Consider the following 15,570-nt stretch of genomic DNA (forward strand, 5'->3'; position numbering starts at 1 on the left):
GGACCATCTACTGGAGCCCCGGCACCGGAGCCAAGGACGTAAGCGGGGCGATCCGCGGACACTACCTCGCCCTCGGCGGCCCCGCCGGCTTCCTGGGCTTCCCACTCACCGACGAGACCGGAACCCCCGGCGCCGCTGGCCGGTACAACGACTTCGCCGGAGGGACCATCTACTGGAGCCCCGGCACCGGAGCCAAGGACGTAAGCGGGGCGATCCGCGGACACTACCTCGCCCTCGGCGGCCCCGCCGGCTTCCTGGGCTTCCCACTCACCGACGAGACCGGAACCCCTGACGGGGTTGGCCGGTACAACCACTTCAGCGGCGCGAACGCGGGTTCATCGATCTACTGGTCGCCCACCACAGGTGCCCACGAGGTGTACGGAGCCATCCGGGCCCAGTGGATGGCCCTCGGTTCGGAGCGCAGCCGGCTCGGCTACCCGACCAGCGGCGAGTATGGCATCACGGGCGGACGCCGCAGCGACTTCCAGCACGGTTCAGTCTTGTGGCACGCGGCCAGCGGCAGGACCGAGGTTATCTACACCAACGTCCCGTCGGCGCTCCTAGGCGTGGACCTCGAGCGCATTCCGACCACGCAGAAGGTTGTCGCGCTCACGTTCGACGCCGGCGCCAACGACGCCGGCCTGCGATCGATCCTCAGCACCCTCGCAGCCAACGGGGTCCCAGGCACGTTCTTCCTCACCGGAAACTGGGTCAACCAGTTCCCCTCCGACCCGGCCCTGATCTACAACGCGGGGAATCGAATCGGCAACCACTCCATGACCCACCCGGACTTCACCACCCTGACCGATGCCCAGATCGCGGCCGAGATCGGCGGCGCGCAGAGGGCCATCGAGGCCGCAGGAGGCGACCCGCTCCCGTTCTTCCGCTTCCCGTTCGGCGCCCGCGATTCGCGCACAATCGCCGACGTCAACGGCGCCGGCTACGCGGCGGTCCGGTGGACCGTCGACACCCTTGGCTGGCAGGGCACTATGAACGGAACGCGCGGCCCGGACTTTATCGTCCAGCGCGTCATGGCTTCCGCGCAGCCCGGTGAGATCGTCCTGATGCACCTCGGCTCGAACCCGGACGACGGCTCAACGCTCGACGCCGCCGCCCTCCCCCAGGTGATCTCACAGCTCCGGGCTGCAGGCTACGGCTTCGTCACCCTCGACGCCGCCCTCGGCTGACTGGCCGCCGTGCCCGGCACCGCCCGGGACACCCCCAACCGGATAAATCACCTCCGGCTCCCGGGGTGGGTTGTCCGAATGTTGGTGCGCGGCCAGGAAACACCACGAACCCAAAAAAGCGGAAAGCGCCGGAGAAATTCTCCGGCGCTTTCCGCTTTTTGGTCGGGCTGACAGGATTTGAACCTGCGACCCCTTGACCCCCAGTCAAGTGCGCTACCAAGCTGCGCTACAGCCCGCTGGTTCCGCCGTTCTCCGCTGAACTCAAACCCGAAGATTTTCATCAGCAGTCCGGCCGAACCACCTAGAAGAGCTTACACGATCCGGAGGGGTGCCAGTGACACTTTCCGGTGATCAGCCCAAGGTGTGTCGCAATTAACGCTTCCGGCCACGCTTCTCGCGGACGCGCATGCTCACCTCGATGGGCGTGCCCTCGAATCCGAAGGTCTCGCGCAGGCGCCGCGTAATGAACCGGCGGTACCCGGGATCCAGGAACCCGGTGGTGAACAGCACGAACTTCGGCGGGCGGCTGGAGGCCTGGGTGCCGAAGAGGATACGGGGCTGCTTGCCGCCGCGGACCGGGTGCGGGTGTGCGGCGACCAGCTCGCCCAGGAAGGCGTTGAGGCGCCCGGTTGGGATGCGCCGGTCCCAGTTCTCCAGTGCCAGGTCCAGGGCCGGGACCAGGCGGTCCTTGTGCCAGCCGGTCTTTGCCGAGATGTTGACCCGCGGCGCCCAGTCAACGTGTGCCAGGTCCTGTTCGATTTCGCGCTCGAGGTAGCGGCGGCGTTCGTCGTCGAGCAGGTCCCACTTGTTGAAGGCCAGGACAAGGGCGCGGCCGGACTCGATGGCCAGCTGGAGGATGCGGACGTCCTGTTCGCTGAGGACCTCGTCCACGGCGAGGAGCACGACGGCGACCTCCGCCTTTTCGAGCGCGGCCTGCGTCCGGAGTGAGGCGTAGTAGTCCGCGCCCTGTGCCATGTGCTGGCGGCGGCGGATGCCGGCGGTGTCCACGAAGCGCCAGGTGCGGCCGCCGAGTTCGATGAATTCGTCCACGGGATCACGGGTGGTGCCGGCGGTGTTGTCCACCACCACGCGCTCGGATCCGGCGAGCTTGTTCAGCAGCGAGGACTTGCCCACGTTCGGGCGGCCGATCAGGGCGATACGCCGCGGACCGCCGGAGCGTTCCACGCCTTCAACGGTGGAGAACTCGGGCAGGACATCCATGACGTGGTCCAGGAGGTCGGCCACGCCGCGCCCGTGCAGGGCGGACACCGGGTAGGGCTCACCGAAGCCAAGGCCCCACAGTGCTGCGCTGTCGGCTTCCTGGGCAAAGTCGTCCACTTTGTTGGCCACCATGATGACCGGCTTCTTGCTGCGGCGCAGCATCTTCATGACGCCTTCGTCCGTGGCGGTGGCACCGACGGCGGAGTCCACCACGAAAAGGACGGCGTCGGCGAGTTCCACGGCCATCTCAGCCTGCTCAGCGACCCTGGCGTGGATACCGCGGGCGTCGTGCTCCCATCCCCCGGTGTCCACCAGGGTGAAGTTGCGCCCATTCCAGTTCGCGGAGTACATCACGCGGTCGCGGGTCACGCCCGGAGTATCCTCCACCACCGCTTCGCGGCGGCCCAGGATACGGTTCACCAGGGTGGACTTGCCCACGTTCGGACGTCCGATAATGGCCAGGACGGGGTCCAGCTTGAGGGGACCTTCGAGGTCCTCGTCGCCGTATTCGCCGCTCAGCAGGGCGGCGTCGTCCTCGTCCAGCTCGTAGTCCTCCAGGCCGGCCCGGAGGGAGGCGGCGCGGAGCTCGGCTTCGTCGTCGCCGATCGCCGCCAGGCGCTCTGCAACCTGGTCGGTGCCGGTGGGGGTGTATTCGTCGTCGGCGCCGGGGTGCCCGGAAGCCTGGGTGGTGTCGCTCATTGCACTGTCCTTAGTGGTCATCTGCCGGCGTCCCCGGCTACTGCTGTCAAGTCTTTATGGTCAGCGAAGGGCAGGGGCTGCCCGCTGAGTTGGATGGTGTCCTGGACGTGCCCTGCCAGCGCTGCACGTATGTCCTGCGCGGCCCTGTCCATTGAAGCACGGCCGGTTTCACCGGCCCGGCGGGCCAGGGTCAGGGCCGATCCGAAGCTGACATGAAAGCGCCGCCCGGGCCGTGGAACGAAGTCCAGGTGCTCATCGCCCTGGCGGGTGCCCAGGATGGCTACCGGCACCACGGGGGCTCCGGAATTCAGCGCCAGCCAGGCCACCCCACCGTTGATATCCGCTGCTGCGCCGCTCCCCCGCGTCCCTTCCGGAAGAATCCCAACGCAGCGCCCGGCGTCGAGCACGTCCTTGCAGCGCTGGAGCGCTGCGCGGTCACCGCGGCGGTCCACGGGCAGCTGCCCGGACGCGGTGAGCACGCGGCCAAGGAAACCCTTGAACATCTCCTGCTTCACCAGGATGTGCATCGGCCGCGGCGCGGCGCCAAACATCACCGGCCCGTCAAGGAAGCTGATGTGGTTCCCTGCGAAGATCACCGGTCCGCCGGTGGGGACATTCGTCCTGCCGGTCACGGTGGTCCGGTAGACCAGGTGGTCAAGGATCCAGCCCACCGGCCTGCTCCATGCCGTGGTCAGCCCGGACGGCAGGCCGGCCCCGGCGTCAGTCACGGTTCAGGACCTTGGTAACGATCACGAGGGCGGCGTCCACGGTCTGTTCGAAGTCGAGGTCCGAGGAGTCCAGCGTCACCACCCCGGAAGCGGCCTGGGTGAAGTTCACCACGGTGGAGTCCTTGGCATCGCGGTGCGTGACCTGGGCCGCCAGTTGCTCGGCGTTCTGCGTTCCGCCCAGCTGGATGCCGCGCCGGCGCAGGCGGGCTTCCTCGCTGGCAGTGAGGAGCATGCGCACCTCGGCTCCCGGTGCGACGACGGTGGTGATGTCCCTGCCTTCCACCACCATCCGGCGGTGGTGCTTTTCGATGAGGTCCCGCTGCCGCCGGATCAGTTCGGTCCGGGCGCCCAGGGTGGTGGCGACGGCACTGACGGCGGAGGAGATGGCCGGCTCACGGATGGCGTCCGTGACGTCCACGCCGCCCACCCGGACATATTCCTCCAGGGGGCTGGTGCTCAGTTCCAGGACGAAGTCCCTGGATGCCTGCTCCACCGCCGCGCCGTCCTCAAGATCGATGCCTTCGGTCACGCAGTACCAGGTCAGGGCACGGTACATGGCGCCGGTGTCCAGGTAGGCCAGCCGGAGCCTGCGGGCAACTTCCTTGCTCACGCTGGACTTTCCGGAGCCTGAAGGCCCGTCGATGGCAACCACCAGCGGCCGGCCGATGCGCAGGGCGCGCATGGATTCGAGGAGTTCCTGTGTCATTACTGAAGTACCCGCCATCCGCGGTCGTTGAGAGCTTCGATCAAGTGGTCGTGCTTGTTCGGCAACACGGAGATTTCCACCATACCCACGTTTTGGCCCGACGAGTGGTCAAGCCGCATGTCCTCCAGGTTGACACCAATCTCCCCGATCTCGGTGAGCAGCCGGGCGATCTGGCCAGGCTTGTCATCCACCAGGACGGTAAGCCACGCGTAAGCCTGCGGCGGACCGCCGTGTTTCCCGGGGATCCGCGCCTGGCCGGCGTTGCCCTCGCTGATCAGCTGCGCGAGGTCCAGCCGGGCCCCGGGTGCGGTGGGGTTCTCCAGGGTTCCAATCAGCCGGTTCAGGTCTTCCCGGACACCGTAGAGGATCTCCACCACCTTGTCCGCGTTGCCCCCGAGGATCTGGACCCACAGGGTGGGGTCGCTGGCCGCGATCCTGGTGACGTCGCGCAGTCCGTTGCCTGCCAGGGACAGCGCATGCAGCGGAGTTCCCTGCAGCCGGCTGGCCAGCAGCGAGGACATCACCTGGGGCAGGTGCGAGACCAGTGCCACCGCTTCATCGTGTTCGTCCGCCGTGAACTGGGAGATGACGGCCCCCAGGTCCGAGGCGAGCGAGCGGGCCACCTGCAGGGCGGCGCCGGACGTCTCCTCCGAGGGGCAGAGCACCCAGGGCATGGAGGTGAAAAGCTCACCGCGCGCCGCCACCGGGCCGGACTTTTCGCGGCCCGCCATGGGGTGGGTCCCCACGTAGCGGGAAAGGTCGACGCCCGATTCCCGCAGCCGGGCCAGGATGTCCGCCTTCACGCTGGCGATATCGATGACCACAGCGTCCGGGTAGTTGGACAGCGCGGCAAGGACGACGTCGGCCGTGACGTCCGGCGGAGCGGCCACCACCACCAGCTGCGGCGCTGTATCGCCCAGTTCCGGCAGCGGGCGGCCGGCACCGATGTCCACGGCCACCGCTTGGTTGGTGGGCGACGGGTCCGAAAGGAACACGGGTACACCGCGCCCCCGCAGGCCCAGCCCAATGCTGGTGCCCAGCAACCCGGTGCCGATGACCACCACCGGGCCATCCAGGTGGCCGCGGCCCTGGCTTTTGAACGCGGACATGCCTCAGAGCCCTACGGATGCCAGCAGGTGGCCGACTTCCTGCTTGCCCAGGTTGCGGATACTGCCCTGGCGCTGGTCGCCGAGCCCGATGGGGCCCACCTTGACGCGGACCAGCCGCTGGACCGGGAAGCCAACAGCGTCGAAGAGGCGCCGGACAATCCGGTTCTTGCCGGAATGGAGCACAACCTCAATCAGCACGTGGCCCGGGGTGGAGTCCACCAGGCGGAAGGAGTCAACGGAAGCGAAGCCGTCCTCCAGCTCGACGCCGGCCTTCAACTGGGCGCCGACGCCCTGCGGGAACGGTCCGCGCACCTGCACCAGGTAGGTCTTGGGAACCTCGTAGGACGGGTGGGTGAGCCGGTTGGCGAGTTCGCCGTCGTTGGTCAGCAGCAGCAGGCCTTCGGTGGCGACGTCGAGCCGGCCAACGTGGAAGAGGCGTTCCCCGGTGTTCTTGTTGTTCTTCAGGAAGTCGCTGATGCAGGGCCGGCCCTCGGGGTCCTCCATGGTGGACACCACGCCCTTGGGCTTGTTGAACACCATGTAGACCAGGTTTTCGTCCAGCTGGATCCGCAGCCCGTCAACGTGGATCACGGCAGTCTTGGGGTCTACGCGGACACCCAGTTCGGTGACTACCTGGCCGTCAACTTCGACGCGGCCCTCGGCGATCATCTCTTCGCAGACGCGCCGGGAGGCGACTCCTGCGGAGGCCATCACCTTCTGGAGGCGCACGCCGTCGGCATCGTGGAGTTCGGACTGGGGAACGTTGCCCCGGGGACCCTTCTTCCGTGCGGGCTTGCGGACCGGCCCCAGGTTCTGGCCAAAGCGTTCGCTGCCAAAAGCACGGGAAGCGGCTGCACCGGGAGCGCCCGTACGCGGCTTTGGCTTGAGCGCACCGGGAGTTCCGGGAGCTTTCCCGGCACCGGGCTTGCGTGCCGCGGGCTTGCGCGACGACGGCTTGGCACCCCTGGCGGCCTCGGCTCCGCGTCCCTGCTGGTCCCCTGCGAGATCGGGGTCAATGAAGCGCTCTTCGCGCGGCTTGGGGGCACGGTGCGGGCGGTCCCCGCCGAATCCCGAGGCACGCTTGCCTGCTCCCCCGCGGGAGCCCCCGCTGAAGCTGCCGCCCTGTGCCGGGTTGCGCTGTGAACTGTTGCGTTCGTTCCCGCCGCGTCCCGAACCGTTACGTGGTGAACCCTGGCGTCCCGCCTGTGTCATGACCCGTCCTTCAAATGTGTGTTGGCCGGCTGAGATGTCCAAGGACAACCTTAGCCAGCCGCGCAGACTTCGTCTGCCCTGATTAATAACCGTGCTGGATGGACTGTTGCGGGCAGGGGTGTCTTGCCTACATCGTCCCGGCGTCGTAGAACTCTGCGATCCCGTCGAGCCCCGGAAGGTGCGGCGACAGTTGGGGCAGGTCCTCCACTGAACTGATTCCCATCCGTTCGAGGAAATACGAGGTAGTCCGGTAAAGGATTGCGCCGGACTCGGGATCTGTTCCCGCGTCCTCGATCAGCCCGCGCTGGGCCAGCGTCCGTACGACAGAGTCAACATTGACCCCGCGAATTGCAGACACGCGCGCCCGGGAAACGGGCTGGCGGTACGCGATGACCGCCAGTGTTTCCAACGCCGCCTGGGTAAGCCTGGCAGTCTGCCCCTCAAGCACGTATTTGCCCACAATGTCGGCAAATTCCGTGCGGGAGTAGATACGCCAGCCACCGGCGATGTTCCGCAATTCAAAACCCCGGGGACTGGAACCGATGCCAGCGCTGCTGGCACTCTCCACCTCCGGGGCTTTAACAGTATAGCCGTTATAATCGCGCTGCAGTTCTGCCAGCAGGGAGCGGACCGAGTCCACCGTCAGCCCCACCCCTGCCGCCAGCTCCTCTTCCGTTGCCGGCTCGTCCAAGACCATGAGGACGGCTTCCAGGGCAGCCTTGGCGCCACCAGGAAGGTCTGCGAATTCGGAACCGTGCCCGGCGACGTCCTCCCGTTGGGCCTGCTGTTGATGCGTTTCCTGCGACGGGTTCACAGTTGCTCCTCGAATTCTTCGCTTAGGTTTTCCGCCGACCAGTCCCGGCGGTCGGCCGTCCAGTGGATGGCAAGGTCCGCCAGCGGGGAGAGCTGGTCGAACGAGACAGCGCGGTCCCGGAACAACTCCAGCAGGGCCAGGAACCGGGCCACCACCACCAGTGTGGACTCCGCGTCGGCAATCAGTGAACGGAAGGTCAGCGGTGACTCCTGCTGGAGCCTGAGGCCCAGCACTTCGGCCTGCTCCTTGACGCTGACATTGCCGCCGTGCAGGTGGCCGAGGGCAACCTGCGGTGGCTGCGCCGGCACCTTCGGCCGAAGCGCGGCTTCTGCCAGTGCAGCGAACTGCCGGGGCGTATGTTTCCAGACGAGCTCGGGAAGCATGGCTGCGAAATGTTCCTCGAGCGCCACCTGCCGTGGAAAGCGGCGGCCTTCCTGGTGGAGGGTTTCACCCATGATGCCTGCCACCTGCTTGAAGGCCTTGTACTGTAGCAGCCGGGCAAACAGGAGGTCCCGCGCCTCCAGCAGGGCGATGTCCTCGTCGTCCTCGACTTCACCGGCCGGGAGGAGCCGCGCTGCCTTGAGGTCAAGCAGGGTGGCGGCAATCACCAGGAACTCGCTGGCCTCGTCCAGGGCCCATTCTTCACCGAGCTCCTGCAGCCTGCGGATGTACTTGATGAACTCATCAGTGACCGTGGCGATGGCAACTTCGGTGATGTCCAGCTGGTGCTTGGCGATCAGTCCCAGGAGGAGGTCGAACGGACCCGTGAAGTTGGCCAGCCGCACCTCGAAGCCGGGTGTGGATTCGGCCACGGCGTGGTTAGGGTGCGCCGCCGCGGGAGATCAGCTCCTTGGCGAGCCGGCGGTAGGCGTCAGCACCCACATGGTTTCCGGCGTAGCTGGTGATGGGCTCCGCAGCCACGGTGGCATCCGCGAACTTGATGGAGCGCTTGATCACGGTTTCAAAGACCTTGTCCCCGAACGCCTCCACCAGCCGGGTGATCACTTCGCGGCTGTGCAGCGTGCGTGCGTCGTACATGGTGGCCAGCACGCCGTCCACCTGCAGCCGCGGGTTCAGCCTGTCCTGGACCTTGTCGATGGTTTCAACGAGGAGGGCCACGGCGCGGAGCGCGAAGAACTCGCAGATGAGCGGGATGATGACGCCATGGGCCGCGGTGAGGGCGTTGACGGTCAGGAGGCCCAGGGACGGCTGGCAGTCGATGAGGACGACGTCGTAGTCGTCTTCGACCTTCTTCAGCGCACGGTCCAGGACCTGTTCGCGCGCCACCTCGTTCACCAGCTGCACTTCCGCCGCGGAGAGGTCGATGTTGGCCGGCAGCAGGTCGACGTTCTCGACGCCGGTCTGGTGGATGGCGTCGCGGATGTCCACCTTGCGGTCCATCAGGACGTTGTACACGGTGAGGTCGAGTTCGTGCGGGTTCACGCCCAGGCCCGCCGACAGCGCACCCTGGGGGTCGAAGTCCACCAGCAGGACACGCCGGCCGTATTCGGCGAGTGCCGCAGCCAGGTTAATGGTGGAGGTGGTCTTCCCGACGCCGCCCTTCTGGTTGACCATGGCGATGACGCGGGCCGGACCGTGGGAGGACAGCGGCGCGGGTTCCGGGAACTCGCGGTATGGGCGACCCGTGGGGCCCATCACCGCGTTTTCCAGGTCGAATTCCGTGCCCTCCAGAGTTGCTGAACCCTGTTCGCTGCTCACGTATCTGTCCACACTTTCGATGACGGTGATTTCCTGCCGCTGGCTGACCAGCGCCGTTCGTTCTGCTCCCTAGGTTACAGCGCCCGACACGGTATTCGACGGAACTTGACTTTCCGCGAATGTTGAGCCTTGACCCTCTAGCTGAGGTCGAAGGTTGAGCTGCAGGGCAACGCAAAACCGCCCCCGCAGCAGGGCTGCAGGGGCGGTTTTACGTATCCTTTGGGACAGAAGCTAGGCCTTGGCGGCCTCGCGTGCGCCTTCTTCCTTCGGTGCCATCTCGCCGTGGCCGGCGATCATGGTCTGCTCGTCGAAGGGGACTTCGCCGGAGAGGACGCGGGCAACCTGGCCGCCGTCGATCTCCTTGACCCAGGTGCCCACCAGGACCGTGGCCACGGCGTTGCCAGTGAAGTTGGTCAGGGCGCGGGCCTCGGACATGAACCGGTCGATTCCCACAATCATGCCCACGCCGCCCAGCAGCTCGGGACGGTGTGCCTGCAGGCCTGCTGCGAGGGTTGCCAGGCCGGCGCCGGTCACGCCGGCGGCACCCTTGGAGGCGATGATCATGAAGACCAGCAGGGAGATCTGGGCGCCGAGGTCAAGCGGGGTCCCCATGGCGTTGGCCACGAAGAGGGACGCCATGGTCAGGTAGATGGCCGTTCCGTCCAGGTTGAAGGAGTAGCCCGTGGGAACGGTGACGCCCACAACCGGCTTGGAAACGCCGAGGTGTTCCATCTTGGCGATCAGGCGGGGCAGTGCCGCTTCCGAGGAGGAGGTGGAGAAGATGATGAGGTACTCGCGGGCCAGGTACTTCATCAGCTTGAAGATGTTCACGCCGGCAACGACCTGGAGGAGGCCGCCCAGGATGACCACGATGAACAGTGCGCAGGTGATGTAGAAGGCGATCATCAGGGTGAACATGCTCACGATGGCCTGGACGCCGGTTGCACCGACGACGGCGGCGATGGCGCCGAAGGCACCAATCGGAGCGAGCCACATGATCATGATGAGGATGCGGAAGACGAGGCCCTGGGCGTGGCCGATGGCCTTGAGGATGGGGGTCCCCTGCGTGCCCATCTTCTGCAGGGCGAAGCCCACCAGGATGGCGGCCAGCAGGGTGGGCAGGACAGGGATGTCACCCGGGATAATGCCCATCAGGAAGTCCACGGTGCTGTCAGTGGCGGCCTTCTTGTTGGGGTCGTAGGGCGTCAGCTTCAGGCCTTCGCCGGGGTGGATGATGTTGCCCACCACCAGGCCGATGGCCAGCGCGAAGGTGGACATGATGATGAAGTAGCCCAGCGCGAGGCCGCCCACCTTGCCGACGGTGGCTGCCTTGGCGATGGATCCAATGCCCAGGACGATGGTGCAGAAGATGACCGGTGCGATCATCATCTTGATGAGCTTGACGAACCCGTCTCCCAGGGGCTTGAGGGACTTGCCCACCTCCGGGAAGAGCAGGCCAACCACCGCGCCGAGGACGACGGCGGCGATAACGGCAATGTAAAGGTAGTGGGACTTGTCCAGTCCCTTGCGCCGCGGCGTCGCGGTCTCGAGCGACTCTCCTCGTTGAGAAGCCATGATGTGTCTCCTTGTGGATATTCTGATAGACGCTGCGGCGCAGTCTCTGGGCTCAACACGTCCGTGCAATGTGATATCCATCATTGGGCACCCCGTGATCCAGCTCACCGTTGCGTTCATATTGGTCGCGGCACCCCCGGGGTTCTGAAGGAGGCAGGCATGATCCACCGCTGGAGTATCGCCCGCCGGCTCTTCCTGGCGAACCTGCTGATCGTCGTATCCTTCATCGCCATTGTGGGGACTGCGGCCTACGTGGACGCCCGGGACCGTACGTATGACGAAGCGGGGCGCCGCATGGAAGGAGTGGCTGCCTCCATCGCCGCCAATCCCCTGGTGCTCCAGGCCGCTGCCACGCCGGACCCGTCCGCCCTGCTGCAGCCTTACGCCAAGGACGTCACCAGCGCTGCCCACATCGATTTCATCACCATCATGGCTCCTGACCGGACCCGTTGGACGCATCCGCGGGACGAGGAACTGGGCCGCCCGTACATCGGCTCCATCGACGCTGCATTGCAGGGCCGGGCCTTCACCGAAGTCACCGCCGGCACCCTGGGCCCCTCGGTCCGGACCATCGTTCCTGTCAAGGACGCCCAAGGGACCGTGAAGGCGCTGGTGGCGGCGGGTGTAACCGTCCGCAGCGTGGACGTGGCCTTCACCGGCCGCCTGCCGGTCCTGCTCGCCGTCGGCATCGCCCTGCTGGTGGGCGGATCCCTTGCGTCGTGGCTGCTTGGCAGGTATCTGCGACGGGTGACGCGCGGCTGGGGGCCCGAACAGCTGGCGCAGTTGTTCACTTACTACGAATCAGTCCTGCACTCGGTGCGCGAAGGGCTGATCCTCATCGATGCCAAAAAGCGCGTGGTGATGTACAACGACCAGGCTGCCGAGCTGCTGGGCCTGGCCGAAACAGGCAGCAACGATCCCACGCGGCCCCCATCCCTGGCAGACCTCCCCCTGGACAGCGAGCTGCGCAGCCTGTTCGATTCGGGACGCACCACCAAGGACGAGATGGTGCTGACCGGCTCCCGCGTGCTGGTGGTCAACCAGGGGCCGGCCCGGGGCCCCGAGTCCCCCGGGGCGCGAGGGAAGGTCCCCGTGTACGGAACAGTGGCCACGCTCAGGGACCGGACGGAAATCGAGGCACTGGGCAACGAATTGCAGACCATGCGGACCCTTTCGGACGCGCTGCGGGCCCAGACCCACGAACACGCCAACCGGCTCCACACCATGGTCTCGCTCCTGGAGCTTGGCCGGACAGGCGAAGCCCTCGATTTCGCCACCCAGGACCTGGCCATGAGCCAGCAACTGACGGACGACATGGTGAGCTCGATTGATGAACCGGTGGTGGGCGCGCTGGTCATGGGCAAGGTGGCCGAGGCCCACGAGCGCGGCGTCCAACTGGATGTTTCCACCCTCGGATCCGGCGCCGCACCCGGGGTGGCCGTCCAGGACTTGGTGACTATCCTGGGCAACCTGCTGGACAACGCGATTGATGCTGCTGCCGACGCACCCCCTCCGCGGCGGGTGGTGCTGACGCTGGAGGCGGACGAGGAAGGACTGGACATGGCCGTCAACGATTCCGGGGCGGCCATCGACCCTGCGGACTCGGAAAAGATCTTCCGGCATGGATTCAGCACCAAGCCCGCGGGGATGGGGGGCCGGGGCATTGGACTGGCGCTGGTCCGGCAGGCTGTGCAGCGTTTGGGCGGTACGCTGGCCATTAACGGCCGGCGCGGCGCCAAGTTCGAAGTATTCCTGCCTGCGGCGTTGTCCGCGGATAAGGAGCACAGACAGTGAGCAACATCCGGGTCCTCGTCGTCGAAGACGAGGCCATCGCTTCCGCGGCCCATGCCGCGTACGTGGGGCGGCTGGAAGGGTTTGAGCTCGCGGGGACTGCACCCGATGGCCAGTCCGCCCTGCGGCTCCTCAATGAATTCGTGGCTGCGGGAGAGCCGGTGGAACTGGTCCTGCTGGATATGAACCTGCCCGACCTGCATGGCCTGGACATCGCCCGGCGCATGCGCTCCGCCGGGATCCTCGCGGACATCATCGCCATCACCGCCGTGCGCGAGCTGGCAATCGTCCGCAGCGCCGTCGCCATCGGCGTGGTCCAGTACCTGATCAAGCCCTTCACGTTCGCTACGTTCTCGGACAAGCTGGAAAACTACCGCCAGTTCCGGCAGCAGCTGGCGGGTTCCCACGGCGGTCCGGGCAAGGGGGGTGCCTCACAAAGCGAGGTGGACCAGGCTTTTGCGAGCCTCCGTGCGCCGTCCGAACTTCCGCTTCCCAAGGGCCTGTCCACCTCGACGCTCGGCTCGGTCCAGGAGTTCCTGCGCCGGCAGCCCGAGGCAGTGTCCGCCACCGAGGTCATGGATGCCCTGGGCATGTCCCGGGTAACTGCGCGGCGCTATCTGGAATACCTTGCCGACGCCGGCACCGTTTCCCGGACCGCCCGCTACGGCACCCCGGGGAGGCCGGAGAACGAGTACCGCTGGAACGCGCGCTGACGCGCCGGGGTTGAACGTGCGGGGGTTGTACGTGCGAAGGCTGGACGCCCCGCCTTGACCGTCAGCGCGCTTCTGCCCCGCCCACCCGAAGGGCGCCGATCAGCTGGTCAATGACCCCGGGATCCTCAATGGTGGAGGGCACCGTGTACTCCTCGCCGTCTGCGATCTGGCGCATGGTCTTGCGGAGGATCTTCCCCGACCGGGTCTTGGGCAGCGCGTCCACCACCGTCACATGCTTGAAGTCCGCAACCGCACCAATGTCCCGCCGGACCAGTGCCACAAGATCCTTGGCCAGGACGTCTTCGGGGATGTCGACGCCGGATTTGAGCACCACGTAGCCGCTGGGGCGCTGGCCCTTGAGGGGGTCGGCGAGGCCGATCACGGCGCACTCGGCAACCGCCGGGTGCTGGCCGATCACCTGCTCCATGGCGCCGGTGGACAGCCGGTGTCCGGCAACATTGATGATGTCGTCGGTGCGGCCCATGACGAACAGGTACCCGTCCTCGTCGCGGTAGCCCGAATCGCCCGTTGCGTAGCACCCCTCGAAGGCTTGCAGGTAGGACGAGATGAAGCGTTCATCGTTTCCCCACAGGGTGGTGAGGGTGCCCGGCGGTAACGGCAGCTCCAGGACGATGTTGCCTTCGGTGCCGGGCTCCACTTCCCCGCCCGCGCCGTCGAGGATCCGCAGCCGGAACCCGGGCATCGGAACGCTCGGGGAGCCGGCTTTGATGGGCAATGGCTCCAGTCCACGCGGATTGGCGCAAATGGCCCAACCTGTCTCGGTCTGCCACCAGTGGTCCACCACGGGCACGCCCAAAACCCGGGATGCCCAATGGAACGTGTCCGTGTCCAGCCGCTCGCCGGCGGCGAACAGCGTCCGCAGGCTGGAGACGTCGTAGTTTTGCAGCAACGATGCCTCCGGATCGGCCTTGCGGATGGCCCGCAGTGCCGTGGGAGCGGTGAACAGCACGTTGACCTTATGGTCCTGGACCACGCGCCAGAACGCCCCGGCGTCGGGAGTGCCCACCGGTTTGCCCTCGTACATCACGGTGGTGGCTCCGGCCAGCAACGGACCATAAACGATGTATGAGTGCCCCACCACCCAGCCAACGTCGGACGCCGTCCACATCACGTCGCCGGGGCCGATGCCGTAAATGTTTTCCAGCGTCCAGCGCAGGGCGACGGCGTGCCCTCCGTTGTCCCGCACCACGCCCTTGGGCGCGCCCGTTGTTCCGGAGGTGTAGAGGATATACAGCGGGTCCGTGGCCTGCACGGCGACAGGGGCCACGGGGTCGGCCGAAGCCATGGCCGAATCCCAGTCCAGCCACCCAGCATGGTCCCCGGCCGCCGACGCGAAGCCGTCGCGCGCCTTGACCACCACGGGAATGCCGGGCGCGCCGGCCAGCCCGAGGGCCTCCGCGACCGCCGGCAGGTATTCGATGCGCCGGGCCGGCTCGATCCCGCCGGAGGCTGTGACCACGGCGGCGGGGGCGGCATCGCGGATGCGCGCGGCGAGCTCCTTGGGCGCGAAGCCGCCAAAGACCACCGAGTGGACCGCGCCCAGCCGGGCAGTGGCCAGCATGGCGATGGCGGCTTCCGGGATCATGGGCATGTAGATCACCACGCGGTCGCCCTTGCCAACGCCGTGGCGCCGCAGCACGCCGGCAAAGCGGGCCACGAGGTCCGTCAGTTCCGCGTAGGTGTAGCGCTGCTGTGTACCCAGCATGGCGGAGTCATGGATGAGGGCATCCTGCCCTCCGCGGCCCTCGGCGACGTGCCGGTCCAGCGCGTTGTAGCAGGTATTCAGGGCGCCGTCGGGGAACCAGCTGTAAAGCGGTGCCCGGCTGGAGTCCAGGGCCCGGCCCGGTGGAGAGGTCCAGGAAATCTTCTGCGCTGCCTCCAGCCAAAAATCTTCGGGCTGTTCGAGGCTGCGCTGGTAGCTGTCCCGGTAGCTTTTGGTGACCATGAGGGGTATCCCGTCCACGACGTTGTGATGCAGCTCATGGTAGCGGGCAGAGTGTGCCAGCCACAAGGGCTATGTATACAAACTTTTGCTGGAGTGCAAAGATTTGCCCGTATTGCTGTTATCTGCTCCC

General features: G+C 66.7%; 12 protein-coding genes, 1 tRNA gene and 1 pseudogene. 3 read left to right on the forward strand and 11 right to left on the reverse strand.

Annotation, left to right across the window (positions count from 1 at the left end; genetic code table 11):
- A partial coding sequence (locus ACWRN3_RS18125) for a polysaccharide deacetylase family protein (RefSeq protein WP_476741493.1) occupies window positions 1-1,187 on the forward strand: 1,187 nt, incomplete at its 5' end.
- A 159-nt stretch (window positions 1,188-1,346) separates the two neighbouring features.
- Here the strand turns inward: ACWRN3_RS18125 and ACWRN3_RS18130 are convergent.
- The 10 genes and pseudogenes from ACWRN3_RS18130 to ACWRN3_RS18175 all read right to left on the reverse strand — a co-directional run bounded on the left by ACWRN3_RS18130 (window position 1,347) and on the right by ACWRN3_RS18175 (window position 10,970).
- Window positions 1,347-1,423, reverse strand: a tRNA-Pro gene (locus tag ACWRN3_RS18130).
- A 136-nt stretch (window positions 1,424-1,559) separates the two neighbouring features.
- A complete protein-coding gene (gene der, locus ACWRN3_RS18135; protein WP_255175112.1) occupies window positions 1,560-3,107 on the reverse strand; it encodes a ribosome biogenesis GTPase Der in 1,548 nt (515 codons plus the stop codon).
- Between the two features lie 10 nt (window positions 3,108-3,117).
- Window positions 3,118-3,835: pseudogene (locus ACWRN3_RS18140) on the reverse strand (lysophospholipid acyltransferase family protein).
- Window positions 3,828-4,541, reverse strand: a complete 714-nt coding sequence (gene cmk, locus ACWRN3_RS18145; protein ID WP_440171901.1) for a (d)CMP kinase — start codon at window positions 4,539-4,541, stop codon at window positions 3,828-3,830. The pseudogene ACWRN3_RS18140 and the gene cmk overlap by 8 nt, the downstream one beginning before the upstream one ends.
- The gene (locus ACWRN3_RS18150; protein WP_476741494.1) at window positions 4,541-5,650 is read right to left on the reverse strand and encodes a prephenate dehydrogenase; all 1,110 of its coding nucleotides are present in this window, start codon (window positions 5,648-5,650) and stop codon (window positions 4,541-4,543) included. Before ACWRN3_RS18150 ends, cmk begins: the two co-directional genes overlap by 1 nt.
- Before the next feature lie 3 nt (window positions 5,651-5,653).
- Window positions 5,654-6,862 (reverse strand): pseudouridine synthase, encoded by a 1,209-nt coding sequence (locus ACWRN3_RS18155; protein WP_324644738.1) that lies wholly within the window; start codon window positions 6,860-6,862, stop codon window positions 5,654-5,656.
- A 127-nt stretch (window positions 6,863-6,989) separates the two neighbouring features.
- On the reverse strand, window positions 6,990-7,574 hold the full coding sequence (gene scpB, locus ACWRN3_RS18160) for an SMC-Scp complex subunit ScpB (RefSeq protein ID WP_476741510.1): 585 nt from the start codon (window positions 7,572-7,574) through the stop codon (window positions 6,990-6,992).
- Between the two features lie 98 nt (window positions 7,575-7,672).
- Window positions 7,673-8,488, reverse strand: a complete 816-nt coding sequence (locus ACWRN3_RS18165; protein WP_476741495.1) for a segregation and condensation protein A — start codon at window positions 8,486-8,488, stop codon at window positions 7,673-7,675.
- 7 nt (window positions 8,489-8,495) lie between these two features.
- Window positions 8,496-9,395 carry a ParA family protein gene (locus ACWRN3_RS18170; protein ID WP_079597205.1) on the reverse strand — a complete coding sequence of 300 codons (900 nt, stop codon included), beginning with the start codon at window positions 9,393-9,395 and terminating at the stop codon, window positions 8,496-8,498.
- A 231-nt stretch (window positions 9,396-9,626) separates the two neighbouring features.
- Window positions 9,627-10,970, reverse strand: coding sequence for a cation:dicarboxylate symporter family transporter (locus ACWRN3_RS18175; RefSeq protein ID WP_255175104.1), 1,344 nt, complete (start codon window positions 10,968-10,970; stop codon window positions 9,627-9,629).
- 159 nt (window positions 10,971-11,129) lie between these two features.
- Between ACWRN3_RS18175 and ACWRN3_RS18180 the strand changes: the two genes are divergently transcribed.
- Both ACWRN3_RS18180 and ACWRN3_RS18185 read left to right on the forward strand, forming a co-directional pair.
- On the forward strand, window positions 11,130-12,764 hold the full coding sequence (locus tag ACWRN3_RS18180; protein WP_476741496.1) for a sensor histidine kinase: 1,635 nt from the start codon (window positions 11,130-11,132) through the stop codon (window positions 12,762-12,764).
- A complete protein-coding gene (locus tag ACWRN3_RS18185; RefSeq protein ID WP_255175102.1) occupies window positions 12,761-13,474 on the forward strand; it encodes a response regulator in 714 nt (237 codons plus the stop codon). Before ACWRN3_RS18180 ends, ACWRN3_RS18185 begins: the two co-directional genes overlap by 4 nt.
- Window positions 13,475-13,535: 61 nt before the next feature.
- Here ACWRN3_RS18185 and ACWRN3_RS18190 read toward each other — a convergent pair whose 3' ends face one another.
- Window positions 13,536-15,440 (reverse strand): propionyl-CoA synthetase, encoded by a 1,905-nt coding sequence (locus ACWRN3_RS18190; protein ID WP_324645252.1) that lies wholly within the window; start codon window positions 15,438-15,440, stop codon window positions 13,536-13,538.
- Window positions 15,441-15,570 lie beyond the last annotated feature (130 nt).

It is taken from the genome of Pseudarthrobacter sp. rb (genome assembly GCF_056389225.1).

What these genes read in the sequence shown, in the direction of transcription:
- der (WP_255175112.1), bottom strand. Translation starts at nt 3,107, where the DNA reads ATGAGCGACACCACCCAGGCTTCCGGGCACCCCGGCGCCGACGACGAA.
- cmk (WP_440171901.1), bottom strand. Translation starts at nt 4,541, where the DNA reads ATGACACAGGAACTCCTCGAATCCATGCGCGCCCTGCGCATCGGCCGG.
- ACWRN3_RS18150 (WP_476741494.1), bottom strand. Translation starts at nt 5,650, where the DNA reads ATGTCCGCGTTCAAAAGCCAGGGCCGCGGCCACCTGGATGGCCCGGTG.
- ACWRN3_RS18155 (WP_324644738.1), bottom strand. Translation starts at nt 6,862, where the DNA reads ATGACACAGGCGGGACGCCAGGGTTCACCACGTAACGGTTCGGGACGC.
- ACWRN3_RS18175 (WP_255175104.1), bottom strand. Translation starts at nt 10,970, where the DNA reads ATGGCTTCTCAACGAGGAGAGTCGCTCGAGACCGCGACGCCGCGGCGC.
- ACWRN3_RS18180 (WP_476741496.1), top strand. Translation starts at nt 11,130, where the DNA reads ATGATCCACCGCTGGAGTATCGCCCGCCGGCTCTTCCTGGCGAACCTG.
- ACWRN3_RS18190 (WP_324645252.1), bottom strand. Translation starts at nt 15,440, where the DNA reads ATGGTCACCAAAAGCTACCGGGACAGCTACCAGCGCAGCCTCGAACAG.